At 40.1% G+C, this 23754-nt stretch carries 23 protein-coding genes; 5 read left to right on the top strand and 18 right to left on the bottom strand.

The window, feature by feature from the left end; all coding sequences use genetic code 11:
• Positions 1 to 75: 75 nt before the first annotated feature.
• The 10 genes from bamB to iscX form a co-directional block, all read right to left on the bottom strand.
• Positions 76 to 1284 (bottom strand): outer membrane protein assembly factor BamB, encoded by a 1209-nt coding sequence (gene bamB / locus H4J65_RS06325; protein WP_182196854.1) that lies wholly within the window; start codon positions 1282 to 1284, stop codon positions 76 to 78.
• Between the two features lie 14 nt (positions 1285 to 1298).
• Positions 1299 to 1937 (bottom strand): tetratricopeptide repeat protein, encoded by a 639-nt coding sequence (locus tag H4J65_RS06320; RefSeq protein ID WP_182196851.1) that lies wholly within the window; start codon positions 1935 to 1937, stop codon positions 1299 to 1301.
• A 9-nt stretch (positions 1938 to 1946) separates the two neighbouring features.
• The gene (gene hisS, locus H4J65_RS06315) at positions 1947 to 3221 is read right to left on the bottom strand and encodes a histidine--tRNA ligase (protein ID WP_182134885.1); all 1275 of its coding nucleotides are present in this window, start codon (positions 3219 to 3221) and stop codon (positions 1947 to 1949) included.
• 136 nt (positions 3222 to 3357) lie between these two features.
• The gene (ispG, locus tag H4J65_RS06310; RefSeq protein ID WP_182196849.1) at positions 3358 to 4476 is read right to left on the bottom strand and encodes a flavodoxin-dependent (E)-4-hydroxy-3-methylbut-2-enyl-diphosphate synthase; all 1119 of its coding nucleotides are present in this window, start codon (positions 4474 to 4476) and stop codon (positions 3358 to 3360) included.
• Between the two features lie 45 nt (positions 4477 to 4521).
• Positions 4522 to 5517: a RodZ domain-containing protein gene (locus H4J65_RS06305; RefSeq protein WP_182196846.1), complete on the bottom strand. Its 996-nt coding sequence runs from the start codon at positions 5515 to 5517 to the stop codon at positions 4522 to 4524.
• Positions 5518 to 5529: 12 nt separating this feature from the next.
• Positions 5530 to 6873: a type IV pilus biogenesis/stability protein PilW gene (pilW, locus tag H4J65_RS06300; protein WP_182196842.1), complete on the bottom strand. Its 1344-nt coding sequence runs from the start codon at positions 6871 to 6873 to the stop codon at positions 5530 to 5532.
• A gap of 39 nt (positions 6874 to 6912) precedes the next feature.
• The gene (locus H4J65_RS06295; RefSeq protein WP_182134877.1) at positions 6913 to 8058 is read right to left on the bottom strand and encodes a bifunctional tRNA (adenosine(37)-C2)-methyltransferase TrmG/ribosomal RNA large subunit methyltransferase RlmN; all 1146 of its coding nucleotides are present in this window, start codon (positions 8056 to 8058) and stop codon (positions 6913 to 6915) included.
• A 278-nt stretch (positions 8059 to 8336) separates the two neighbouring features.
• Positions 8337 to 8768, bottom strand: coding sequence for a nucleoside-diphosphate kinase (ndk, locus tag H4J65_RS06290; RefSeq protein ID WP_182134874.1), 432 nt, complete (start codon positions 8766 to 8768; stop codon positions 8337 to 8339).
• Positions 8769 to 9204: 436 nt separating this feature from the next.
• The gene (locus H4J65_RS06285; protein ID WP_182196838.1) at positions 9205 to 10911 is read right to left on the bottom strand and encodes an NAD-dependent malic enzyme; all 1707 of its coding nucleotides are present in this window, start codon (positions 10909 to 10911) and stop codon (positions 9205 to 9207) included.
• 182 nt (positions 10912 to 11093) lie between these two features.
• Positions 11094 to 11294 (bottom strand): Fe-S cluster assembly protein IscX, encoded by a 201-nt coding sequence (gene iscX / locus H4J65_RS06280; RefSeq protein ID WP_146879432.1) that lies wholly within the window; start codon positions 11292 to 11294, stop codon positions 11094 to 11096.
• Positions 11295 to 11818: 524 nt separating this feature from the next.
• Here iscX and H4J65_RS06275 point away from each other — a divergent pair.
• The 3 genes from H4J65_RS06275 to H4J65_RS06265 all read left to right on the top strand — a co-directional run bounded on the left by H4J65_RS06275 (position 11819) and on the right by H4J65_RS06265 (position 14563).
• Positions 11819 to 12085: a DUF2164 domain-containing protein gene (locus H4J65_RS06275; RefSeq protein WP_259364499.1), complete on the top strand. Its 267-nt coding sequence runs from the start codon at positions 11819 to 11821 to the stop codon at positions 12083 to 12085.
• Between the two features lie 106 nt (positions 12086 to 12191).
• Positions 12192 to 13427, top strand: a complete 1236-nt coding sequence (locus H4J65_RS06270; protein WP_182196834.1) for an NnrS family protein — start codon at positions 12192 to 12194, stop codon at positions 13425 to 13427.
• Between the two features lie 182 nt (positions 13428 to 13609).
• Positions 13610 to 14563, top strand: a complete 954-nt coding sequence (locus H4J65_RS06265; protein ID WP_182196831.1) for a D-2-hydroxyacid dehydrogenase — start codon at positions 13610 to 13612, stop codon at positions 14561 to 14563.
• A 72-nt stretch (positions 14564 to 14635) separates the two neighbouring features.
• Here H4J65_RS06265 and H4J65_RS06260 read toward each other — a convergent pair whose 3' ends face one another.
• Positions 14636 to 15973, bottom strand: coding sequence for an FAD-binding oxidoreductase (locus tag H4J65_RS06260; protein ID WP_182196827.1), 1338 nt, complete (start codon positions 15971 to 15973; stop codon positions 14636 to 14638).
• Positions 15974 to 16112: 139 nt separating this feature from the next.
• Between H4J65_RS06260 and H4J65_RS06255 the strand changes: the two genes are divergently transcribed.
• Complete coding sequence (locus H4J65_RS06255; protein ID WP_182196823.1) at positions 16113 to 16682, top strand: GNAT family N-acetyltransferase; 570 nt, start codon at positions 16113 to 16115, stop codon at positions 16680 to 16682.
• A gap of 65 nt (positions 16683 to 16747) precedes the next feature.
• On the opposite strand, the gene H4J65_RS06250 is transcribed toward H4J65_RS06255, so the two are convergent.
• The 6 genes from H4J65_RS06250 to ribE all read right to left on the bottom strand — a co-directional run bounded on the left by H4J65_RS06250 (position 16748) and on the right by ribE (position 21887).
• Positions 16748 to 18280 carry an aminotransferase class V-fold PLP-dependent enzyme gene (locus H4J65_RS06250; RefSeq protein ID WP_182196820.1) on the bottom strand — a complete coding sequence of 511 codons (1533 nt, stop codon included), beginning with the start codon at positions 18278 to 18280 and terminating at the stop codon, positions 16748 to 16750.
• Between the two features lie 227 nt (positions 18281 to 18507).
• Positions 18508 to 19200 (bottom strand): uracil-DNA glycosylase, encoded by a 693-nt coding sequence (ung, locus tag H4J65_RS06245; RefSeq protein ID WP_182196815.1) that lies wholly within the window; start codon positions 19198 to 19200, stop codon positions 18508 to 18510.
• A 330-nt stretch (positions 19201 to 19530) separates the two neighbouring features.
• Complete coding sequence (locus H4J65_RS06240) at positions 19531 to 20001, bottom strand: phosphatidylglycerophosphatase A (protein ID WP_182196811.1); 471 nt, start codon at positions 19999 to 20001, stop codon at positions 19531 to 19533.
• 2 nt (positions 20002 to 20003) lie between these two features.
• Positions 20004 to 20975 carry a thiamine-phosphate kinase gene (gene thiL, locus H4J65_RS06235; RefSeq protein WP_182134854.1) on the bottom strand — a complete coding sequence of 324 codons (972 nt, stop codon included), beginning with the start codon at positions 20973 to 20975 and terminating at the stop codon, positions 20004 to 20006.
• 18 nt (positions 20976 to 20993) lie between these two features.
• Positions 20994 to 21410, bottom strand: coding sequence for a transcription antitermination factor NusB (gene nusB, locus H4J65_RS06230; protein WP_182134852.1), 417 nt, complete (start codon positions 21408 to 21410; stop codon positions 20994 to 20996).
• A gap of 12 nt (positions 21411 to 21422) precedes the next feature.
• On the bottom strand, positions 21423 to 21887 hold the full coding sequence (gene ribE, locus H4J65_RS06225) for a 6,7-dimethyl-8-ribityllumazine synthase (protein WP_182134850.1): 465 nt from the start codon (positions 21885 to 21887) through the stop codon (positions 21423 to 21425).
• Positions 21888 to 22443: 556 nt separating this feature from the next.
• On the opposite strand from ribE, the gene H4J65_RS06220 reads away from it, so the two are divergent.
• On the top strand, positions 22444 to 22752 hold the full coding sequence (locus tag H4J65_RS06220) for a DUF6170 family protein (RefSeq protein ID WP_182134848.1): 309 nt from the start codon (positions 22444 to 22446) through the stop codon (positions 22750 to 22752).
• Between the two features lie 54 nt (positions 22753 to 22806).
• Here H4J65_RS06220 and H4J65_RS06215 read toward each other — a convergent pair whose 3' ends face one another.
• Complete coding sequence (locus tag H4J65_RS06215; RefSeq protein ID WP_310649922.1) at positions 22807 to 23613, bottom strand: VacJ family lipoprotein; 807 nt, start codon at positions 23611 to 23613, stop codon at positions 22807 to 22809.
• Positions 23614 to 23754 lie beyond the last annotated feature (141 nt).

Genomic DNA, 23754 nt, shown 5'->3' with positions numbered 1-23754 from the left:
GCTGTTTGCATTGGAGCCGTTTATAATTTTAGTTTTTTATTCAACTAGTTAATAACTATTAATTAGTTGAATAACTTATTTAGCAATGGTGATCGCTTCTAAGTCGCCGTTGCGGGCTTGACTATACAAAACGCCATTTTCAACCGTTGGTGTAGCATGAATACCACTGCTATCAAGGTGATGACGAGCCACAATTTCACCTGTTGCCTGATCTAACCAATGCAGATAGCCTTCAAAATCGCCAACCACAACATAGCTACCGATAGGAGCTGGTCCGGTTAAGCCACGGTTAGTCAGTGATAATTGGCTCCAAAGCTCTAAGCCATTATTACGATCAATGGCATATACGTGGCCTTTAACATCAGTTAAAAACAAGCTATTACCACTAATGGTTAATTCACGGTAAGACGAGTATTGGCGCTGCCACAAGACACGGCCCGAACGTAGTTCAACCGCACTTAAATTACCACGCGAAGATACGGTATAAATATTGTCGCCGAAGATCAATGGCGTTGAGTCAACATCAATCACGCGTTCTAGCTCTGTTGAACCTGCCGCCTCACCAATATCTACAGTCCAGCCTTGACGACCTTGTTCTAGTAAATAAACTGATAAAGAACCGTCAGCTGAGCCAACAATAACACCACCACCCGCAATGACCGGCGCACTAATACCACGCAAAGTAAGCGGCGGAACGTCTTGTTCGATTTGCCAGTCGTCTTGGCCATTTGAAGCATTAAACGCTTTCATAACGCCAGATGCAGTATTGACCACAAGTTTTCCGGAATCGAATGCCGGTGCAGCAATAACTTCACCTTTAACTTTTCCTTGCCATGATAACTCGCCACTTTCTGCATCAAGGGCAATAACATCGCCATTCTCGCTACCGAAAAATACTTTATTGATGCCAACGACAGCGCCACCACTAATTAAGGCGGGTTCTTTCTTATCAAAAAAACCGCGCTTATTATCGATGTCACTTAAATTAGCATGCCAAACTTGTTCACCGCTATTCTCATCAAATGCGTAGGCATCTCCGTCTCGACTAGCACTAAATACTTTGCCGTAGGCAACCACTGGCTGAATGCGGGAAAAGTAATCTCCAACGCCGTCACCAACAGTGGCATCCCATTTTACAACAGGTTCAAATAATGCTTTTATTTCGCTTAATGGCGCGACTTTTAGTTCATCATCTTCATCATCGGTTGATGAACATGCAGAAATCCCTACCGCTAGCAAACAGATAGCAAGGAGGCTTTTGTTAAAGCGTTTACTGATAAACATGCTTATATCACTCTCTATTTGCTTAAGTTAATGACTTGCGCTAAATCATCTAATTTCATTTGCAATGCTGGGTTAGTGCCTTCAGTTGCAAAATCAATTGCGGCTTGATAAGCATTACGAGCTAGTGATTTTTTACCTTGTTTAAAGTAAATATCACCTTTAATTTCTTCAACGCTAGTGTCAAATGAAGCGGGTAATTTTGGTGTTAATGTCACTAGAGCTTGTTCATATTTCTCTAATTGTAATTGCACTCGCGCTAAGCGCTCAGTAGCAATCGCTTTAATACCATCATCCACTGACTTTTCAATTGCCGTGTTTAAATATGTTTCAGCTTTTACCCAGTCTTGCTTTTCAGCCGCTTCTTTAGCTAAAGCAATAGCGGTTAACATGGTATAACTAGAGGCACTATTTTCAGCAATAAAGGCGTTGCCCGCAGCTTCAAAAGTAGTGCTATCTTCAGCCGCCTCCTCGATCATCGTTTGATAAGCTTCTGAGGTATTTAGCTCTTGCTGCAATTTATGATCATTATAATAGTTAAGACCAATAAACCCTGCAAAACCAATAGCTAAACCAGCAATAATCGCATTACCATTATCACTCCAAAACTTTTTGATTGATTCGACTTGTTGTTCTTCTGTTTGATTTATATCCAAAACTGACCCTTAAAGTAAATTTGTTAAAAGACTTGGCACTTGCTCAAGTGGCAAACTTTGTTGTTCTTGTTGTCCGCGCAAATATTTTACGGTTACCGTCTGTTGAGCTATTTCATCTTCACCAAGAATCAATGCTATTTGGGCACCTGATTTATCTGCACGCTTCATTTGTTTTTTCATATTGCCACCACCACAGTGACATTGTAAGCGAATATCTGGCACTTGATCACGCCATTGCTCCGCTAAGCCGTTAGCGGTTATTTCAACGTCATCGCCTAACATAATAACGTAAGCATCGACTTGCGCTCTAATGTTATTGGCTTTTTCTAAGCTGGTCATCATCAACACTAAACGTTCAATGCCTAAGGCAAAACCAAACCCTGGTGTTGATTTACCACCCAGTTGCTCTACTAAACCATCATAGCGCCCGCCAGCACAAATAGTGCCTTGAGCACCTAAGCTCGAGGTAACCCATTCAAAAACGGTACGGTTATAATAATCTAAACCACGTACTAAACGCTCATTAATCACATACTTGATACCCGCAGCGTCTAAGCGCTGACAAACCGATGCAAAGTGTGCGCTTGACTCTTCAGCAAAATAATCAGCTAGTTTAGGTGCGCCAACCAATGCAGCTTGTACCTCTGGATTTTTACTGTCCAGTACGCGCAATGGATTAGTGTGCATGCGGCGCTTGCTATCTTCATCTAAAAGATGTTCTTTTTCAGTTAAAAACACCACTAACGCGTCACGATAATTGCCGCGCTCTTCGTTCGAACCTAGTGAGTTTAGCTCTAGTGTGACAAATTCGTTGATGCCAAGTTCCCGCCAAAGTCGAGCCGTTAACATAATAATTTCAGCGTCAATATCAGGTGTTGCTATACCAAAGGCTTCTAAGCCGAATTGGTGAAATTGACGATAACGACCCTTTTGTGGACGTTCATGACGAAACATGGGGCCCATATACCACAAGCGCTGCTCTTGGTTATACAGTAATCCGTGTTGATTACCAGCACGAACGCAACTTGCTGTGCCTTCTGGGCGTAATGTTAAGCTGTCGCCATTACGATCCTCAAAGGTATACATTTCCTTTTCAACAATATCGGTTACTTCACCAATAGAGCGTTTAAATAGCGCCGTTGACTCGACAATCGGCATACGTATTTCAGCAAAACCATAATTACTGGCAACGCGGCGCAGTACTGTTTCTACCATTTGCCAAATGCCGGTTTGTGCAGGCAAACAGTCGTTCATACCTCTAATTGCTTGAAGTGCTTTACTCACGTATTATTTTCTCGCTAGTGTTTGTCTGTTTAATTATTCGTTTGCTTATACAAAGAATATTTTTTATCGCGGGCATTATAGGCAGTTTACTATCAAACGTAAATAACAGCGCAATTGTGGCAATAATTAGCCATTATTAATCGATTTCTTGTATGGCTATTTTATAACTCGCATCAAGCATTTTAGCCTTCGCGCGGATTCGTTGCTCTAGTTGGTCAACAAGATTGTTATTATCAAAGCGCTCTTTTTGACGAATACCATCAAGATAGTAACCACTTTTTTTACTACTGCCGGTTAAGCCTAAGTCAGAAATTAAGGCTTCACCGGGTCCGTTAACAATACAGCCAATAATTGACACATCCATTGGCGTGGTTATATCTTCAACACGTTGCTCTAAAGCATTGACCGTTGAAATAACATCGAACTCTTGGCGCGAACAACTTGGGCAAGCAATGAAGTTGATGCCGCGGCTACGAAGCTTCAGTGATTTTAAAATATCAAAGCCAACTTTAATTTCTTCGATAGGATCAGCTGCTAGTGAAACTCTTAACGTATCGCCAATACCTTCAGCAAGCAATAGCCCTAATCCTACTGATGATTTAACAGAGCCTGAGCGTAAACCGCCAGCTTCGGTGATGCCTAAATGCAAAGGGTTATCAATTTGTTTCGCTAACAAGCGATAAGCCCCCACGGCAAGAAAAACATCCGAGGCTTTGACGCTGACTTTAAATTGATTAAAGTTTAAGCGATCAAGAATATCAACATGACGCATGGCTGATTCTAACAAAGCTTCAGCCGTTGGTTCTCTATACTTTTCTTGAATATCTTTCTCTAACGAACCACCGTTTACGCCAATTCTAATAGGAATATTATTATCCCGAGCACACTCAACGACAGAGCGCACCCGGTCTTCTCGACCGATATTACCTGGGTTAATGCGCAGGCAATCAACGCCGTATTCCGCTACTTTTAACGCAATACGATAATCAAAATGAATATCAGCCACTAATGGAATATTAGTTTGCCGCTTTATTTCACGAAATGCTTCCGCCGCGTCCATCGTTGGCACACTCACGCGAACAATGTCGGCTCCAACGGCCTCAAGTGCATTAATTTGTGCCACCGTTGCCGCGACATCAGTGGTCAGAGTATTGGTCATTGACTGCACTGTAATCGGGGCATCGCCGCCAACAGGAACATTGCCAACCATGATCTGGCGGGACTTTCGACGAATAATAGGAGATTCTTTAAACATAATAAAACTTCAATAGTGTTGCGTTAAGTAAAAAAAATTACCGTATTAAGGCGCTAGCGGTAATGAAAATTTGGCAATATTACCGGCATTAAATACAGCCATATCAACCGGAATGTCATTGTAATCTATTTGTACCAATTCAGGTTTACCTAAGGTGATAGAAAAAGGTGCTTGACCAGAGATTTGCATGATATAACCTGATTTTTTCACACCCCAAGCAATTCGCTCGCCAGTAGCATCAAATATATTAACCCAACAGTCACCCGCGAAAGTGAAAACAACCTGGTTGATTATGGCAGATAATGCATTTTCACCAACCGCTTTGTTATTATTTAAATCGACTTGAGCCTCGGTTAAATCTGGCGTTGATAACACAGGTTCAACAGCAAGCGGCGCAGCTATATCAAGGTTTTCTGCAGCGCTATTAACATTCGCCTCAGTGTTAACCACGTTAGTTACACTAACGACTGACTCGTCATTTAGCATACGGCTTGAGTTTTTTTCGTTATTTTCGTTCGATAGACTGGCTTGCTTAGTCGCCGTATTGTCTCCGACTAAGGTTTCAACCGTACTTACCGCTATCGGCGCAGGTTGTTCAGAAGGCGTTTGAAACCACCAAACTACAGTTGCTGTCACTAATATGGCTAAAATGAGATAAGTGATCCACATCAACATATTGTGTTCTGCTTGCTTCTCTGTGCCTTTAGAAAAGCTTTGCATGCCTGTGCAATGGTTTTGTGTTATCGCTAATTTTTCATAGCTTTTTAACACGTCTTCCTGAGCAATATTAACCAACTGAGCATAATTTTTAAGATAACCACGATTAAAAGCCTCAGGTAAGCTACAGTCAAATTTATCTACTTCGATATTTTCTACTAAGTGAATTCTAAAGTTGAGTTTATTAGCCACTTGCTGTTGGCTTAATCCTCGCATTTCTCGTGCTGCTTTGAGCATAGAACCAGGACCCACTACCTCGATATCGTCAGTAGTTTCTGCCAGGTCATCATTTTCATTCTTCAATACTTCAAGCTCTTGATTCATCAAGTATTTCTCTTAGCGTTTAATCGCTGATTTTGGATCCGAGAGATAGAGAACATCACCAATTTTTAAAAGATAGGGGCGGCGTAACTTATTCCAACGCGCTAAACTTTCCATCACAATATTGTAGTGCTTAGAAATAGTAAACAAACTATCACTTTGTATAACAACATGAATCGGTAAAGACACCATAAGTGTACTATTATTTTCTTGTTTAATTTGTGCTTCGCCAGCCATTATTTCAAGTGGTCTTTTTTCATTACTTTTTTTTTGACTCGTCTGTTTTTTTGACGGCGCTTCTTTCATCTTAACTGGCTGAATATTTTGTAAACGCGTATTACTTTCAAGATTTTTGTCCGCTGACTTTGCTTTTAACTCAGTTGCTTGCTCTATCGTTGGCATAACTGAATTGGCCATAATAGGCTTTAAACCATCACGACTTAAGCTAGAGTTTGTAACACTTGCTGTCGTTTGTGGCGACAATATCACCACACGCTTTTTAGTTTTTTTACTGTTACCTCCCGACAAAAAAAATCGGTAGTCTTCAGCTAGTTGGTCTGCATCAATCTGATAAAGTTCATTTAAAATATATTGTTTGGCTTCAAAAGAACGGGGAAACATTTGAACCAGCCTATTGCCATAATTTTTAGCAATAGCTTTATTGCCTTGCTTGGCAAATATTTTAAAGGCTAAAGCTAATGCCTCAGCATTAAAACGACGCGTTGATTTTTCATAGCGGTAAAGGTAAGTTTGCGCTGACTTATAATCACTTTTTGCATATTGCAAGCGCATCATTTGCAGCAGAGAACTCGCTCTATTGGGGCTGTGGGCAATCGCTTTTTCAAGGTATGTTTGGGCTTTATCGAACTGCTTTGCTTTGAGTTGGCATAAGGCTAAGTTTTCGTAGCTTTGCGCCACTAAAATATAGCTAGGAATAGCTATCGCTTGTAGCATCATTTTTTCAGCGGCGGCGTACTTTTCGTGTCGACACAAAAAAACGCCATAATTATTAAGCGTATCAGCATCTTGATTATCAATGCTTAGCGCATGTTCATAAGCTTGGGTCGCTAACTTAGCCTCATCTACCGTGTCATAATAATGGGCAAAAGCTGTGTATACTTGCACTAAATTAGGTGAAAAACGTTTGGCTTTTTCTAAATTAAGCTTAGCTTGTTGGGTATTGCCCATTTTTAAATAACCTAACCCGAGTGATATACGGGTCATGGCTATTTCATTATTACTGGCTTCATTTTCAATTATCGGCGTATTTTTATCATTGCCATAATTTTTCGTCACACAAGCCGTTAATGTACTTGTCGTTAGTAACGCAATAAACAATGGTAATAATTTTTTCATCATAAAGGCACAGTCACTTAGTAAATATCAGTTTAAGAACAATTAGACCATCTTTACTGAAATTGAATCAGCTTTCACCTCATTTTTTCCTGTCCGCTTAGTTCTATCTAATACTTCACCGGCTAATTGACCACATGCTGCGTCAATATCGTCTCCACGAGTTCGACGCGTGATCACGGTTAAGCCATAGCTTTGTAGTACTTTATCGAAGCGATCAATACGAGAATTACTCGAGCGTTTATAAGGTGAACCTGGGTAAGGATTAAATGGAATAAGATTGATTTTACTGGGTAAATCTTTCAAAGCAAGCGCTAATTCATGTGCTTGTTCCGTGCTGTCGTTAACATGATCAAGCATCACGTATTCTATGGTCGCCTGCTTATTGGCTTTTGAGCCATCGATATAACGACCCGCTGCCGCTAAAAACTCTTCTAGTGGATACTTTTTGTTAATCGGTACTAGTACGTCACGTAAGGCATTGTTACCCGCATGAATAGATATCGCCAATGCGCAATCTATTTTCTCTTTTAACATATCTAAGGCAGGTACCACGCCTGAGGTACTCACAGTGACACGACGTTTCGATAAGCCATAGCCTAAATCATTTAACATGGTGTCTAATGCCGGGATCAAATTTTTCATGTTAAGCAATGGCTCACCCATGCCCATCATAACAATGTTGGTAATCGGGCGTGTGCCAGCAATGCGCGTTGCGCCAATATCATTTGCTACTCGCCAAACTTGACCGATAATTTCAGCCATAGTGAGATTACGGTTGAAACCTTGCTGCGCGGTCGCGCAAAAGGTACATTCCAAAGCACAACCCACTTGTGATGAAACACAAAGTGTTGCTCGGCCATTTTCAGGGATCCAAACTGTTTCAATTTCTTGACCGCCTTCAAGGCTTAACGCGTACTTAATTGTGCCGTCGTTTGATACCAATTTTTCAGATATCTCGGGCGCTTTAATTTCAGTATCACGTTGTAATTTTTCACGTAATTTTTTATTTATATTGGTCATCAACTCAAAATCATCATAACCAAAATGGTAGATCCATTTCATAATTTGGTCAGCACGAAATGGCTTCTCGCCGATTGAAGAAAAATATTCTCGCATCCCTTGATGGTCAAGGTTTAGTAAGTTAATTTTTTTCTTCACTGGGGTTACTACTTCGGTTACATCACTCATAATAAAAACTTCTCAATACTACAAAAATTACAGAATAAATTGTACGCTTTCTGGAAAAAACAAACAATTTAGTGGATCGATATTAGATATTTATTCGCACTATATCAATAAAAGTCAATGTTCTCAGTAGCATGCTTACTGGCAAAAACACTCAATTTTATACGGTCTTAAAATAGACAAAAGGATTTTACCGATTAATCAGTAAAATCCTTCAAATTAATTTTTAAACTACATTAAGCTAACGACTAAAGCGCTAGCTTATTATGTAATATTTTAAATTAACGCGTACGTGGGCAAATTTCTTCATCAGCGAAGAAGTAAGCAATTTCACGAGCAGCAGATTCTAATGCATCGCTACCGTGAGCTGCATTTTCATCGATTGAATCAGCAAGATCAGCACGAATAGTACCAGCAAGCGCTTCAGCTGGGTTAGTAGCACCCATGATTTCACGGTTTTTAAGAACAGCGTTTTCGCCTTCTAAAACTTGTACCATTACTGGGCCAGAAGTCATGAATTCAACTAAAGCACCAAAGAAAGGACGTTCGCTGTGCTCAGCGTAAAAGCCTTCTGCTTTTTCTTTTGATAAATGAATCATTTTAGCCGCAACGATTTTTAAACCAGCAGTTTCAAAACGGTTGTAGATTTGACCAATAAAGTTTTTAGCAACTGCATCAGGTTTTACGATAGAAAAAGTACGTTCGATAGCCATGATAGCCCTCTCAATAAATTAGAATTAAAATACGGTATAAATTTTGGCGCGATTATAGACGAATTAAAAGCAAATGCCTAGGGTTATCACTTTTAGCTGACGTAAACTACGCTAATTTTTTTTACTATAAGCAGGTATAAATCAGTGAAATGACATACACCTGCACGCCTAACCTGCAAGGTAGCGCTTTTGCCGAGAAGTTAAACCACTGCAAGCCGGCTTGTTCGCCTTAAGGTATATTTTTATCGGCGGGCGACTACTTGGCTTAGAGCTAAAATTTATAACTTGTGCCTAGATCGGACTCGGTAGTTATTTTTATTTATACTAAAAAAATTACCACTGGAATTAAACAGAAAAACGCTCATCCATGTGAGCGTTTTTTATTCATTATTTTTTTATTCATTGTAATGCGGTTTAAATCAAACTTTATCGCGGTTTAAATACTCACTCGACGATATTGACGATATTGAGGTGTCCAAAAATTACGCTCAATATTTTCCATCAGTTGTTCATCCGATAGTGGCAAGGCTAGATTTTGCTCAAAAGCGACTTTACCAACAGCAAAGGCTATTTTTTTACTTAACGCCGCAATTTCTACTAAAGGGGGTAACAACTCACCCGTACCAGTATTAGCTAACGGCGAGGCTTGCGCTAACATGGCGCTTGCTGCCATTAACATTTCATCGCTAATGCGATTGATCTTTGCTGACACCACACCTAAACCTATACCTGGAAAGACGTAACTGTTATTACATTGGGCGATAGGAAACATCTGACCTTTATATTCAACGGGCTCAAACGGGCTACCTGTGGCAATAATCACTTCACCTTCGGTCCAGTTGATCACTTGTTCAGGTGTTGCTTCTACCTGACGACTTGGGTTACTCAGTGGGAAGATTATTGGCATATTACAATGTGCTTTCATGGCTTTAATCACGGCTTCAGTGAACAAACCTGGCACACCAGAAACGCCAATTAAAATCGTTGGTTCAGCGCCATGCATAACGTCCAGTAAAGAAGCGTAGTCACCTTGGACATTCCATGGTGCTATTGCTGATTGTTGCTGGACCAGTTTTTCTTGAAAATCACGTAAACCCAGCATACCTTCAGTTAATAAACCGAAACGGTCGACCATAAATATTTGGCTACGCGCTTGTTGCTCACCAATCCCTTCACTGACCATTTGTGAGATAATTTGCTCCGCAATACCACAACCCGCAGAGCCGGCACCAACAAAAACGACACGTTGCTCTGATAAGGCTGATTTTTTGGTACGACAAGCCGCTAATAAGGTACCGACAGTAACCGACGCTGTACCTTGAATATCATCGTTAAAACAACAAAGTTCATCGCGATAACGGTTTAACAAGGGAGTGGCATTGGGTTGAGCAAAATCTTCAAACTGTAATAAAACATCCGGCCAACGACGTTTAACCGCATCAATAAACATAGCTAAAAATTCGTCGTATTTATCTTGTTCAATACGACGATGACGCCAGCCCATATACATAGGATCAGTTAATAACTTTTCATTATTGGTACCCACATCAAGCATCACAGGCAAGGTATAAGCTGGGCTAATACCACCACAAGCTGTGTAAAGCGACAGTTTACCTATGGGTATACCCATGCCACCAATACCTTGGTCACCTAAACCCAAAATACGTTCGCCGTCAGTTACCACAATAACTTTAACTTTGTTTTTTGTCGCATTACGCAAGATATCGTCAAGCTGATGACGTTGGTCATATGAAACAAACAAGCCCCGAGAACTGCGATAAATATCTGAAAACTGCTCACAAGCATCACCCACAGTTGGGGTATAAATAATTGGCATCATCTCAGCCAAGTTCGCTTGCACTAACTTAAAAAACAGGGTTTCATTGTTGTCATGAATGGCGCGTAGGTAAATATGTTTATTTAAGTTAGTTTCAAAACTACGATATTGCATGTAGGCACGCTCAACTTGCTCATCGATAGTTTCAAAACGTGGGGGTAATAACCCAGTTAAATTAAAGTGTGAACGCTCTTCTTCGCTAAATGCGCTACCTTTATTCAGTAAAGGTGTTTCTAGTAAACTAGAACCTGCGTAGGGGATATATAATGGCCGTTTATTTTTTTCAGATGTCTTTTCAGATGTCATAGTTGCATGCTTTCTTTATATACTGAGTGAATGACGAAGATTCATCATAAGAATAATGATGGGCACATTATAGCCAAATATCACCTCTTGAATAGTGATAAAGCTTAATCATTCAGTTTTAATTACCTATTATAGCTGCTAAATAGTTAAGCCTATATTTAAACCTGTAGTTAAACCTGTAGTTAATCAGCTTCTGAAATCCAGGCTAACTGAATAGCTTCAAGTATGCGTTCGCCACAATGTTTAGGGTCATCCTCAAAATTTTCTAACGCTAACACCCATTGCATTAATTCGGGGAAATGTAATTTCATCGGGTCTACATCAGGATGTGCTTCGATCAAATCAAGTGCTATCTCAAGTGAGTCGGTCCAACGATAAGTCATAGTATTACCTCTTTATTTTGTTAGTGAATAATTAAACCAAGTTGATTGATTAACTGCTCATTTTACATGGTTAAAATGAGCAGATCACTTGATGAGTCAAATGGGTATTAAACCAAACCACAAACTATCAGCAATTAACATCAACGCCAACCATAAAATAATCATTCTTGATTTACGGCAAAACTGACAGTCTGTTTGCCACCATTGCTTAAACGACGATTTATTCACCATGTCATACTTAAATTAGTTTTCATCTGGTGAGTATATACCCAAATCACGGCAATATATTCACTTCAGTGGTCATTAAACACGATTTAAACCAGGCATTTTTTTGCGGGATTGTCATTCTCTAATCAAAAAATCAACATCGACGTAGTGAAGTGGAGTAACGCAAGAGCAGTTAGCGAGAATAAACATTTCTACAACGCTAGCTCTTAAAGTTATTAAAGTTAGGTCCTTATGAAGCCATAAACATGCATCTTGAAGTGACTTGAGTATAATGCCAATTCATTAGGTTATTTGTCATGCAGGAAAACGTATTTATGTCGCCAATAAAATTTACTCGCACCGAAAAGTCGCTATTAATCGACAAGCTACAAGGCTACTTTACTAAGGAATTAGAGCAAGATTTAGAGCAATTTGATGCTGATTTTTTACTCGACTTTTTTACTGAAGAATTAGGGGCGGTATATTACAATCGCGGTTTGTATGATGCCCAAGCATTGATGGCAGAAAAACTGGAATTAATTGCCGAGCAAATTGTTGAATTAGAATTACCCGTATCCAAATAACCGTTAAAAATTTTAAATAACCACCCATTACTTGATTTGCCCCAAAGTAATGCTGATTAATTGCTTTATGATAATCACAAAGTAAAAATTTAGGATTGCACCTGTAATGCAACGTTCTGATTTAGAAAAAGCTGATTTAGACAAAAAAACTGATTTAGCAAAAGAACAGCAAATAATCCCCTTATTTAGGCTCGGCTTTCGTCCTTTCTTTTTCGCTGGCACGATATTTAGTATTATCGCCATGCTCTTGTGGCTAATGCTCTACCGAGCTGAGCTAAATTTTCAGCCTTTCGGTGGTGGTTACTGGTGGCATATTCACGAAATGATTTTTGGTTTTGGCTGTGCCATCATTGCCGGTTTTCTATTAACCGCCGTACAAAATTGGACTGGGTTGCACGGTGTGCAAGGCAAAATGCTCGCCGCTTTATTTTCTTTGTGGTTACTCGGCCGAGTGTGCTTAATTTTTCCTGATTTACTGGGTACAAGATTAACCACAATAGTAGATTTGGCCTTTTTGCCTTGTATCGCTTTTGTTTTAGCCAAGCCGATATTGGCGGTTAAACAGTATCGCAACTTATTCTTCGTGCCTTTATTAAGCATTTTCACCATCGCTAATGTCCAAATGCACGCCAGCCTATACTACCCAAAATCGGTCTCTATTCAATACGCAGGTTATGCCGGTGTGATGTTAATGACTTTACTGATTTCAGTGATGGCCGGTCGCGTAGTGCCCATGTTTACCGCAAATGGTACTCAAACGCCCAAAGCAACCACGCTACCTTGGCTTGATAAACTTACTAATGGCCCGCTAGCCCTGATCACTATACTGCTGCTACTGCAGCCAGTTATTGGCTTAAACCATTTTTATCTCGGTGGCCTATTAGTTTTTGCTGGCATTTTTCAAGCCGTGCGATGGTTTAGATGGCGCCCTTGGATCACCTTAGGCGTGCCATTACTTTGGTCATTACACTGGGCAATCAAAGCCTTGGCCTTTGGTTTGATATTGCTTGGCCTGAGTTATTTAATCCCTGAAATTCCCAGTAGCCCTATTTGGCATTTAATCACCGTGGGCGGGCTCGGTGGTGTTATTCTTGCTATGATTTCACGGGTATCTTTGGGCCATACCGGCAGAACATTACAAGCGCCTAAGCTGATGTCGTTGGCTTTTGCAGCGCTAATATTAGCAAGCTTAGTACGGAGTTTTGGCCCTTGGGTATTGCCAGACAAAACCATGATGTTTATTGATATCAGCGGCTTACTTTGGATGTTCAGTTTTATGCTGTTTGTTATATGTTATGGACCTATGCTACTAAAAGCACGCGCTGATGGCCGCTCTGGTTAGCGCTTGTAAGCGGTTGTTCGATGCGATTAAACGCCTTAACTTGCTGTTTTCATAACTTTCTATTTTATTAACTTTCTATTGATAGTCAGGCGTTGAGCTTTAATGCAATAAAATAAGCATTGATTGAGTCGCTCATTAGAATTGATATAAACTGAGCTAAATTTTCATCTTGAGTAGATAACATGCGCGCGGTATTTTTAGACTATCAAACCTTTAGCCCTTCACTTGACTTATCTGTGCTTCGCCAGACGGTGAGTAAGTTAGATTTATACCCGGTCACAACACCAGCACAGGTATTGCTACGTAGCATCGACGCTGAAATTATTTTAAGTAATAAAGTCATACTTAACCAGGCAATATTAAGCCAGTTACCCCGTTTAAAACTCATTTGTATCACAGCCACAGGCATTAATAATGTTGATATTGATGCCGCGCGCGAGCTTGGCATTGCGGTAACTAATGTCAGTGGTTATGCAAAAAACTCAGTCGCTCAATATGTATTTGCTCAACTACTGGCCTATTACAGCCAAATAGAAGATCACAATAACAATACCCGTGCTGGCCAATGGCAAGCTAGTGATACATTTTGCATGCACGGCAAAGGCAGTGTTGAATTAGCGGGAAAAACCATGGGGATTATTGGCTACGGCGCATTAGGTAGCAAAGTAGCGACAATCGCTCGCGCTTTCGATATGCGTGTACTCATTGCTGAAAGACCTAAGGCAGTAGCAATACGTATCGACCGAGTGGCCTTTGAACAGGTAATTTCTCAGGCTGACATCATTAGTTTACATTGTCCACAAACAGCTGAAACTGAAGGCTTGTTTGATAAAAAAATATTCAACAGCATGAAAGATAGCGCCATACTGATTAACACCGCCAGAGGCGCTTTAGTTAATAATCATGACTTATTAGCGGCATTAAATAATAACCAATTGGCTTGTGCAATTTTGGATGTATTAGAGCAAGAGCCGCCACCAAAAGATCATATCCTGTTAGCGGCACAGTCAACCAAATTGAAAATAACCGCGCACATCGCTTGGGCAAGCCAACAAGCACAGCAAGCCTTACTTAATTTAGTCGCCGCGAATATAAAGGCATTTAAACAAGACGAGCGCACTAACCGCATCGATTAAACCTGAGGTAAAAATTTACTTTACAGTTACCACGCTAAAACCAAGGATCTTTGATTTTAGCTCAATGGGCACTTAAAACCACTGATCTTTTATTTTACCGTAATGAAAATAGCCCCATTGCCCTGCTCGTCGTAATGGAGCAAATGGAAATTTAGGTAGTGCTTTATTATACAGAGGTAAATTAGGCACTGGCTTTTCAGCCACTTTTTCAGCTAAACGTTTGCCTGCTTGTACCGAGAACGATACGCCACTGCCACAATAACCCATGCTGTAAAATACCGATTGTTGATCATTTTGATGAATGTGTGGCAAATCGTCCAACGCCATACAAATCCAGCCTGACCAAGCGTAACTATAAGTGATATTAGCTAACGCAGGAAAACTGGTTTTTAATACCGTCAGTAAACGTTGTGCATAATAAGGGTCGTCAGCCCCTTTACCTGTTATAGCGCCGCGGCCACCAAATAATATTCTATTGTCAGGTAACTTACGGTAATAATATTTTAATGCTCTCGTGTCCATAACAACATTCGAGGTTAAGAAATTACACGCGGCTATTTGCGCTGCACTCAACGGCTCGGTAACGATAATTTGTGAAAGTACCGGCAATGTTCTATCAGTTGTTAATGGATGAAAGTTTTTTGGAGTGTAACCGTTGGTAGCTATCACCACTTTTTGTGCACTAACAATACCATTAGGCGTATGAAGTTGTTGTTTATTGCCTTGTGATTGCCAGTGGTTAACCGGTGTCGCACAATGCACTTTAGCGCCTGCTTGTCGCGCCAACTTTTGGTAGCCCCAAGCAAGTTTTAACGGATTTAAACCAAAACCGTCTTGATAACGAATAGCCCCATAAGCATTACGATCGTCCATGTATTGCTGACGTACTTCGTTTTGTGAAAGAATTTCAACATCATAGCCAAACATTTTCTGCTGCAGTTTTGCTAGCTCAACTAATTCTTTGAGTTTATTAGGCTTATGGGCAACTTTAATATAACCTGCGCTTTGCTTATCGCAGTCAATGCCTTCATTAATCAGTGAATTGACTGTTTCAACACCCGCGGCCATTTCTTGATAAATGCCGCGCATAACCTCTTCGCCCCATTGCTTAGCCATTTGGCCATAAGACTTGCGACCTGAAGATTTCAAAATAAAACCGGCATTACGGCCGCTGCAACCCCAAGCGGTTTGGTTAGCTTCTAACACATGAGCTTTAATACCATGCTCACGAGCCAAATGTAGCGCGCAAGATAAACCGGTATATCCTGCACCAATAATAGCCACGTCAACATCAAGATCAGCGATAACGGCGCCATCGTGTTCCGGTGCTATGCCTGAGACATTAGCCCAATAACTCTCGGGGTAGGCCTGATTACAGCCTGGTGATAAATCGTGTAAAGGATCGTACATTTTCACTTCCAAAACCTAATAGGTTTTTATATTAATTTTTTATATTAATTTTTTATAGTGTTTTAAACACTAGTGCGCTTAAAGTATCTCAAAAAAAACAGTACAATGCTGTAATAACTCACTCAATAAAAATAATCTTATGACCATCACCCTCAACTATCAAGCATTAACCCCTGCTGACTTTGATAAAGTTATTCAATTAGCTACCGAGGTACACGGCGCTGGTTATCTTGATCAAACTAGCATGCAAGTTTGGTACGATAAAGGACTTAAAAATGCTATTAACGCGGGTTTTGTGGTTTATCATGATAAAAAATTGGTTGGCTTTAGAATTACTTATGCCTCACAGCAATGGCAGATAGACAAATGGTGTTCTACTGAACTCTGGCCAGTGCCTGCCGAACAAGTTTGCTATTTTAAGTGCAATACGGTTGATGAGCATTACCGTGGCCATGGCATTGGTGGTGAGCTATTAAAGCGCTCAATTGCAGCCGTTAAGCAACAAGGTGCCATTGCCGGCGTTAGCCACTTATGGAAACAAAGCCCAGGCAATAGTGCGGTAAAATATTTTACTAAATCTGGTGGTATATTAATTAAAGACCACCCAGACCGTTGGCATGAATTAAGCCTAGCAGGCTATGAATGTACGATATGTCATCATGACTGTCATTGCGAAGCCGCTGAAATGATGGTTGTTTTTGAGCCATAATACTATGCCTGAAAAACTTTCTACTGGGTGATTTTCTTCTTAATCACCCAGCACTCTTTAATCCTCTAGCCAAATATTTTCCGTAATATTGATGGCGTTTCTCGCACTTTATTTCTAACGGCTGAGCCAGTTTCTGGTAAGGCATTAAAGTCAGATAAACTCGGAAAATCAACCTCGGGTTTACCATGTTCGTAGTCGCCAGACGCTGGATTAAAACGGTACTCTTTGCTCCATAGCGCTATATGTTCAGTCACTTGATTGATGGCTTCAACCACAAAGGCAACTTCTTTATCTGAGGTAGTAGGATGAAATGAAGCTCGGATCCAACCGGGCTTTTCGGCAAAGTCACCTGAGTCTATTTGCTGGGTTATTTTTGAGGAGGTATCTTGGTCCACCTTTAATAAAATATGACCATAAGTACCCGCGCATGAACAGCCGCCACGGGTTTGTACACCAAATTTATCATTGAGTAACCGCACGACTAAATTATAATGAGCACCCGGCACATAGAACGAAATAATCGCTAAACGCTGACGTATATTAGGCTCGAGCATCACCACATGTTCATTCTTAGCTAAGTTATCCATAACATATTGGCTGATTTGAGCTTCACGTTGCTGAATTTTTTCAACACCCATGGCATCTTTTAATTTGATCGCTAGCGCGGTTTTAATACATTGTAAAAAGCCGGGGGTTCCGCCATCTTCCCGCAACTCTATATTATTAAAAAAACTGTGTTTGCCCCAAGGATTTGTCCAGGTTACTGTGCCGCCACCTGGGTGATCTGGCACTTTGTTTTTATAAAGTGCTTTGTTAAAAACCAACACCCCTGAGCTGCCAGGACCACCTAAAAATTTATGTGGCGAAAAGTAAATCGCATCTAACGCTTGCTTAGGATTACTCGGGTGCATATCAATATCAACATAGGGTGCAGAAGCGGCAAAATCAACAAAACATAAACCGCCATGTTGATGCATAATTTCTGCAAGCTGATAATACGGGGTTTTAATACCGGTAACATTTGAACAAGCAGAAAAAGAGCCTATTTTCACCTTACGGTTTTGGTATTTTTCTAACAAGGATTCTAGGTGCGTTAAAGAAGGTAGACCCTGACTATCAGGCTCAACAATTTCCAAGGTGACATCGCATTCATACCAAGAGGTTTGATTAGAATGATGCTCCATATGGGTAATAAACACCACAGGTCTGTCATTTTCTGCAAACGCCACTTGCGCTTGCATACGCTCAGGAATTCGCAAACCTAAAATCCGTTGAAATTTATTAACAACAGCCGTCATACCCGCGCCAGCAGTGATCAACACATCATTGTCGCAAGCATTTACATGGCGTTTAATAATATGTTGGGCGTCATGATAAGCATGGGTCATGGCACTACCAGTTAGATTAGTCTCAGTATGCGTATTAGCGACATAAGGGCCTAACTCTTGGGTCAAATAGTCTTCAATAGGTTGGTATAACCGGCCACTTGCTGTCCAATCGGCATAAATAATATCAAGCTGTTGACCATTAATTTGATGTTGTAAATTTTTACCAATGACATGTTGGCGAAAGGGTAAAAAATAATTTTCTAATGACATGCTCTATGCTCTTCACTTTCTATAATGAAAACATACTAGCACTATTGCTACTTTGTAAAACAAAAAACCAATAAAATAAGATTAATAGCAAATTAAATTTACAAATAAACATATTAATGAAAAAATTTACTTTTAATGATTGATTTTAAGCCTTAGCTGAAAATAAATGTTAGTAATCGCTATAAAGTGAAATTATTTTCTTAAAAGCGAGCAATAATAACGACTTTTTAATCGCTAATTTGCCAATTGATGGCGGTTTTATTGTGTGCTTTTAACCATAAGTTAGCTTTAGAAAAATGTTGGCAACCGAAGAAGCCTCGATAAGCCGAAAGTGGCGATGGGTGCGGCCCGTTTAATACTAAATGTTTTTGCTGATCAATATTTTTACCTTTTTTCTGCGCATGACTGCCCCAGAGTAAAAATACACAGCCGGCATTATGCTGATTAATTTCAGCAATAATTTTATTGGTAAACTCTTCCCAACCCAATTTAGCGTGAGAGTGTGCTTGTCCCTGCTTAACGGTCAGCACAGTGTTGAGCAGTAAAACGCCTTGTTGTGCCCACTCATTCAAATAACCATGATGAGGTATGCTAAAGTCAGTAATATCTTGCTTAAGCTCCTTGTAGATATTAACTAAAGAAGGTGGCACTTTAATGCCTTTGCGCACCGAAAAAGCTAAACCATGTGCTTGTGATTCACCACTTTTACCTAGGCCATGATAAGGGTCTTGGCCTAGAATAACCACTTTCACATTGGCTAAATCAAGGGTAGAAAAAGCATTAAAAACATCCTCTTCAGCTGGCAGTACTACCTCACCGTTCGCTCTTTGCTGAGCAATTTCTTGCGATAATTGTTGAAAATAAGCTTGTTGTTGCTCATGAGCTATAATTTTTTGCCATTGTGGTTTTAACTGAGTCATATTATTACTCTTTAAGTAGCGAATCTTTTAAATGACGTGCGAACAAGCACTCATATCGTAACGCCACGTATGCCAGTGAATAATGCAATCATTGTTTTATAGCCTATTGAGCGGTATGACTAGCTGCATACTAACGGCATCACTACCGGCATGGTTACCTGCATAACTACTGGCATAGATAGCGAGCTACAATAAGCTGCCTTAAACATCAATTGGCCTTATTTTGCTTAGCTGCCTTTGGGCACTAAAGCCTGTTTGTCTACAAAATGAAAAAGCCAAAGAATACATTCTTTGGCTTTTCTAGTGATAGGTTATTGACTGGTTATTAGCTTAATAAAAAATTAGCATCATACAAGCCCAAGCCGCGATACCCGCGACTATATCGTCAAGCATAATACCTAGTCCGCCATGGCAATTTTTGTCAATATAGGAAATAGGCCAAGGCTTGAGAATATCAAAAAATCGAAATAAGATAAAACCCACCAGTATTGTCTGCCAGGTTAATGGCATCAAGAACATGGTGATCAAAAAGCCAACAAATTCATCCCACACTATCGCGCCATGATCAGGAACCCCTGCATCAGTTGCCGCTTTGCCACAGATATAAATACCTGCAACACTCATCACCACTAACAAGGTTAAATACAGCGTATTGTTAAGCGGTGCAAACAGCAACAATAGTGGAATTGCGGCTAAGGTACCAAAAGTACCCGGTGCTTTAGGTGCTAAACCACTACCAAAACCTAGCGCCAAAAAATGGATTGGATTTGATAGTTTAAAGTTTGCCGTAGAATTTTTCATCATCACTCTTTACTGCTAGAAAAGTGCTCGAAGCTTTTAGTCTTAATAGCGACAGCTTTACGGTTTAAAGTTGTGGTTATTTTTTCACTGCGATTAATCTGACCAATGCAGGTTATCGTGTTACTGGTATTTGCTAAAGCAGTTTCAATACCCACTTTGTTGTCTTCAGATACCGTAAATAACAATTCATAATCATCACCACCCGTCAGTGCCATTTCAAAGGCTTTTTCCATACCAACCGTAGCTTGTAATGCCTGAGAAATTGGCAAGTGATCTAATACAATATTAGCACCTACCTTAGAAGCGGTACAAAGATGGCCTAAGTCTGAAATAATACCATCAGATAAATCTATCGCCGCACTGGCATAGCCACGAAGTGCCTGTCCAGCCAAGATCCTCGGTGTTGGAAAATCTAAACTGTGCTGCACACTTTCTCGATATTCAGGTGCAACATTTACCTCATGTAAAATATGCTTTAGGGCTAATGCCGCATCACCAACTTCACCAGTAACATAAATCCAATCACCGGCTTTGGCGCCTGAACGAGTCAAATGCTTATTTATTGGTACTAAACCTTGCGCGGTAACAGTAATACTCAAAGGCCCTTGCGTAGTATCGCCACCAATGAGTTGCACATTATAATATTCGCACAGTTCAAAGACACCAAGACAGAACTCTTCAATCCATTTTAGATCGACTTCTGGCATGGTGATCGCCAAAGAAATCCAACTAGGTTCAGCGCCCATTGCCGCTAGGTCTGATAGATTCACGGCTATTGATTTATGACCAATAGCGCGAGCGCTGGTTTCATGAGGAAAATGAACACCAGCGACTAAGGTATCTGTGGTTATTGCAATATTTTGACGCTCAGCAGGGCTGACTATAGCACAGTCATCACCGATACCGAGTACCACATCCTTGCGTTTGATCACTTGCTCACTAAAGAAGTGCTTGATCAATTCAAACTCTTTCATATTACAACCAAATTATGACTATTCGTTCGGACGAACAAGCTTAACAACTTTGTCTAAAACGCCGTTGACAAACTTATGACTATCATCTGCACCAAATGATTTTGCTAACTCAATGGCTTCATTGATGATGACACGATAAGGCACATCTAAACATTCAGATAATTCAAACACCGCGACGCGTAAGATCGCTTTTTCAACCGGGTCAACATCCTTTAGTGGACGGTCAACATGAGGAGATATTTTTTCATCAATGCTGCTAATTTGTGCTGAAATTCCACGGAACAATTGTTGAAAATAAGGAATGTCAAAACGACGAGCACTATTTTCAGTCAAAAAATTCAATTCAATTTCAGCAACGTTGTTGTTACTTAGTTGCCAAGAATACACGGCTTGTACTGCCAATTCTCTGGCTTTTCTTCTAGGTGATGGTTTCACAAAAATATCCTGTTATAACTTATCGAGCACGTTAACCATTTCTAAAGCACTTAATGCTGCTTCAGCGCCTTTATTGCCTACTTTAAGGCCGGCACGGTCAATAGCTTGTTCAATAGAATCGGTGGTAATAACACCAAATGCCACTGGCAGAGTATATTCCATAGCCACTTGTGCTAGGCCTTTATTACATTCGCCAGCAACAAAATCAAAATGCGGCGTACCGCCACGAATAACGGCACCAATAGCAATAATGCCATCGTATCCACCTTTCGCAGCAACTTTTTTAGCCGCTACTGGCAACTCATAGGCACCAGGAACACGGATGATGGTAATGTCGCTATCAGCAACATTACCATGGCGTTTAAGTGTATCTACGGCGCCTTCAAGTAAGTTTTCAACAACAAAACTATTAAAACGAGAGACGACAATCGCGAATTTCTTACCGGTTGCATCAAAGTTAGCTTCTATGATATTCATTTAAAAATCACCTACTGATAAAAATTGTCGCAATTCTAGCAAATTGCACGCGACTGAGGAACTCGTTTTGACAAATTTATCAGAAACTTTGCATCTAAAGTCGATATTTTACCTTTCTTAACCACGGATGTAGCTTAGGCTCAAGACCATCATTTTTATTTAGTATTTCTAAAGGCACTTGTCGGCTAATTTATCCGCTCACTTAATGGCATAAATCTTGGTTTACAAATAGTGATAAGGGAAGTTTTAAGGGATTAGTGCTCAGGTTTTAGTCAAATTTTAGTGCTCATAATGACGGGGTCTGTTGTAACCATGTTTAGTGTTCTTTACTGATACCTCAGCGCTATTTTGTACTGCTCGCGTCTAAATTAAAACTTATCGCTATCTTTGTACCGTTAGCTTTGTACTGTTAACTTTGTACTGTTAACTTTGGATTACAATAAACAGCAACCATGTTAATAAATCACTCACTATCGTATTTGCCCATGGCACATTTAGTGTCATTTTTGTATGATAGCGCTACCTATAGTTTGAGCACATATTTACTTGAAATTTTATGACTATTTATTTTTCTTCCAATAAAATACCAGCCTTGCAGGTATTTAGCTTACATCAACGACAAGCTATTCTAGCCTTAGCGCAAGCAAAACTTTCTCCGCCTGAAAAGTTTATTTTGAATATGATTAAGTTATCATTGCTGATACCACCATTTTTCTTTATCGCAAATCTGCAAGGGTTTGCCTTGGCAGCATCCGTTGTGATGGTGCTGATTGCCTATTTTTTGCTGTTAAGACCTATTATGTTATTTTTTACACAAAAGCACCTAGATAACGCCGTTGCTCAATACCAAAAAAGCGAACTTTAGTTCGCTTTTTATTATTTTTCAGTTGATTCCTAGCATCAGTCTTGATTAAAAATATTAAGGCTGCATATTTTCAAGCTCTTCTAGATAAGCGTCAATATTGGCCTCTTCTGCTTGGTTAACTTCAATGGGTGGGTTGCCATCATAAACTCTAAACTGCATATTTTGAAAGTAGGCATTTTTAACAAACTCATAAGGGTCGATGGCATCATTTAAAATAGCTTCTTGATCAGCAAGCGACGCTCGAGCTTCCAAGCCTAAAACGCCAGCTCGTAAAATATTAGGCCAAAAATCGATAACGGCAAGTGGCCAGTAATAGCTATCAACAAAATCACCTACCTCTTCACGTACCGATGAAGGGCCAAGCGCGGGAACAACCAAGTAAGGGCCGTCACCCACACCATAACTGCCAAGTACCTCGCCAAATTCTTCTTGTTTTCGGTTCCAACCAAAATCACTGGCTGGGTCAAAAAAGCCTAATAAGCCGATGGTAGAGTTCAAAACAAAGCGTCCGGTGGACTTTGCTGCATCAGTAAACTTTGCTTGTAATAAATCATTAATGATTGTTGAAGGTTCATTAAGATTCAGTGCCATATTATGAACACCTTTGCGCAAGTCTGTCGGCATATATTCAACATAGCCTTGCGATGCCGGTTTGAAGACGTATTTGTCTGCATAATCCCAGGTAAAAGTCCAAAAAGGTCGGTTAATCACTTCTAGCGGATCTTTTGGATCAGATAGCGTTTGCTCTGACGAAGGCGTTGTCGAACAAGCCGTTAAAAAAAACGAAAAAATTAGGGTTAGCAAGAGTTTTAAGCTAAGTATTGACCGGGTTTTCAAGGCAACTTTTTTTATTCTATTCACTACAGGATCCTTGTCTTATAACCATTAAGTAATATATAGGTTATAAAGCTAAAAATAAAATTTCTCTACTGTGCAGTTTATCACGAGAGCGTTTAAGATTTTACGTAAAAATGTAACGTTTAAATACGGTATTTTATAGTA

It is taken from the genome of Colwellia sp. MB02u-9, from assembly GCF_014077085.1.
Classification (GTDB): domain Bacteria; phylum Pseudomonadota; class Gammaproteobacteria; order Enterobacterales; family Alteromonadaceae; genus Cognaticolwellia.
This window is presented reverse-complemented; position numbering and strand designations above follow the sequence as displayed.

Bases quoted from the DNA above. Each gene is read 5' to 3' on its own strand.
- ndk (WP_182134874.1), bottom strand. From the start codon at position 8,768: ATGGCTATCGAACGTACTTTTTCTATCGTAAAACCTGATGCAGTTGCT.
- iscX (WP_146879432.1), bottom strand. From the start codon at position 11,294: ATGACTTATCGTTGGACCGACTCACTTGAGATAGCACTTGATTTGATC.
- H4J65_RS06285 (WP_182196838.1), bottom strand. From the start codon at position 10,911: ATGACATCTGAAAAGACATCTGAAAAAAATAAACGGCCATTATATATC.
- H4J65_RS06275 (WP_259364499.1), top strand. From the start codon at position 11,819: ATGCAGGAAAACGTATTTATGTCGCCAATAAAATTTACTCGCACCGAA.
- H4J65_RS06295 (WP_182134877.1), bottom strand. From the start codon at position 8,058: ATGAGTGATGTAACCGAAGTAGTAACCCCAGTGAAGAAAAAAATTAAC.
- ung (WP_182196815.1), bottom strand. From the start codon at position 19,200: ATGACTCAGTTAAAACCACAATGGCAAAAAATTATAGCTCATGAGCAA.
- H4J65_RS06240 (WP_182196811.1), bottom strand. From the start codon at position 20,001: ATGAAAAATTCTACGGCAAACTTTAAACTATCAAATCCAATCCATTTT.
- H4J65_RS06265 (WP_182196831.1), top strand. From the start codon at position 13,610: ATGCGCGCGGTATTTTTAGACTATCAAACCTTTAGCCCTTCACTTGAC.
- H4J65_RS06260 (WP_182196827.1), bottom strand. From the start codon at position 15,973: ATGTACGATCCTTTACACGATTTATCACCAGGCTGTAATCAGGCCTAC.
- H4J65_RS06255 (WP_182196823.1), top strand. From the start codon at position 16,113: ATGACCATCACCCTCAACTATCAAGCATTAACCCCTGCTGACTTTGAT.
- H4J65_RS06305 (WP_182196846.1), bottom strand. From the start codon at position 5,517: ATGAATCAAGAGCTTGAAGTATTGAAGAATGAAAATGATGACCTGGCA.
- ispG (WP_182196849.1), bottom strand. From the start codon at position 4,476: ATGTTTAAAGAATCTCCTATTATTCGTCGAAAGTCCCGCCAGATCATG.
- pilW (WP_182196842.1), bottom strand. From the start codon at position 6,873: ATGATGAAAAAATTATTACCATTGTTTATTGCGTTACTAACGACAAGT.
- H4J65_RS06270 (WP_182196834.1), top strand. From the start codon at position 12,192: ATGCAACGTTCTGATTTAGAAAAAGCTGATTTAGACAAAAAAACTGAT.
- H4J65_RS06250 (WP_182196820.1), bottom strand. From the start codon at position 18,280: ATGTCATTAGAAAATTATTTTTTACCCTTTCGCCAACATGTCATTGGT.
- H4J65_RS06220 (WP_182134848.1), top strand. From the start codon at position 22,444: ATGACTATTTATTTTTCTTCCAATAAAATACCAGCCTTGCAGGTATTT.
- bamB (WP_182196854.1), bottom strand. From the start codon at position 1,284: ATGTTTATCAGTAAACGCTTTAACAAAAGCCTCCTTGCTATCTGTTTG.
- thiL (WP_182134854.1), bottom strand. From the start codon at position 20,975: ATGAAAGAGTTTGAATTGATCAAGCACTTCTTTAGTGAGCAAGTGATC.
- ribE (WP_182134850.1), bottom strand. From the start codon at position 21,887: ATGAATATCATAGAAGCTAACTTTGATGCAACCGGTAAGAAATTCGCG.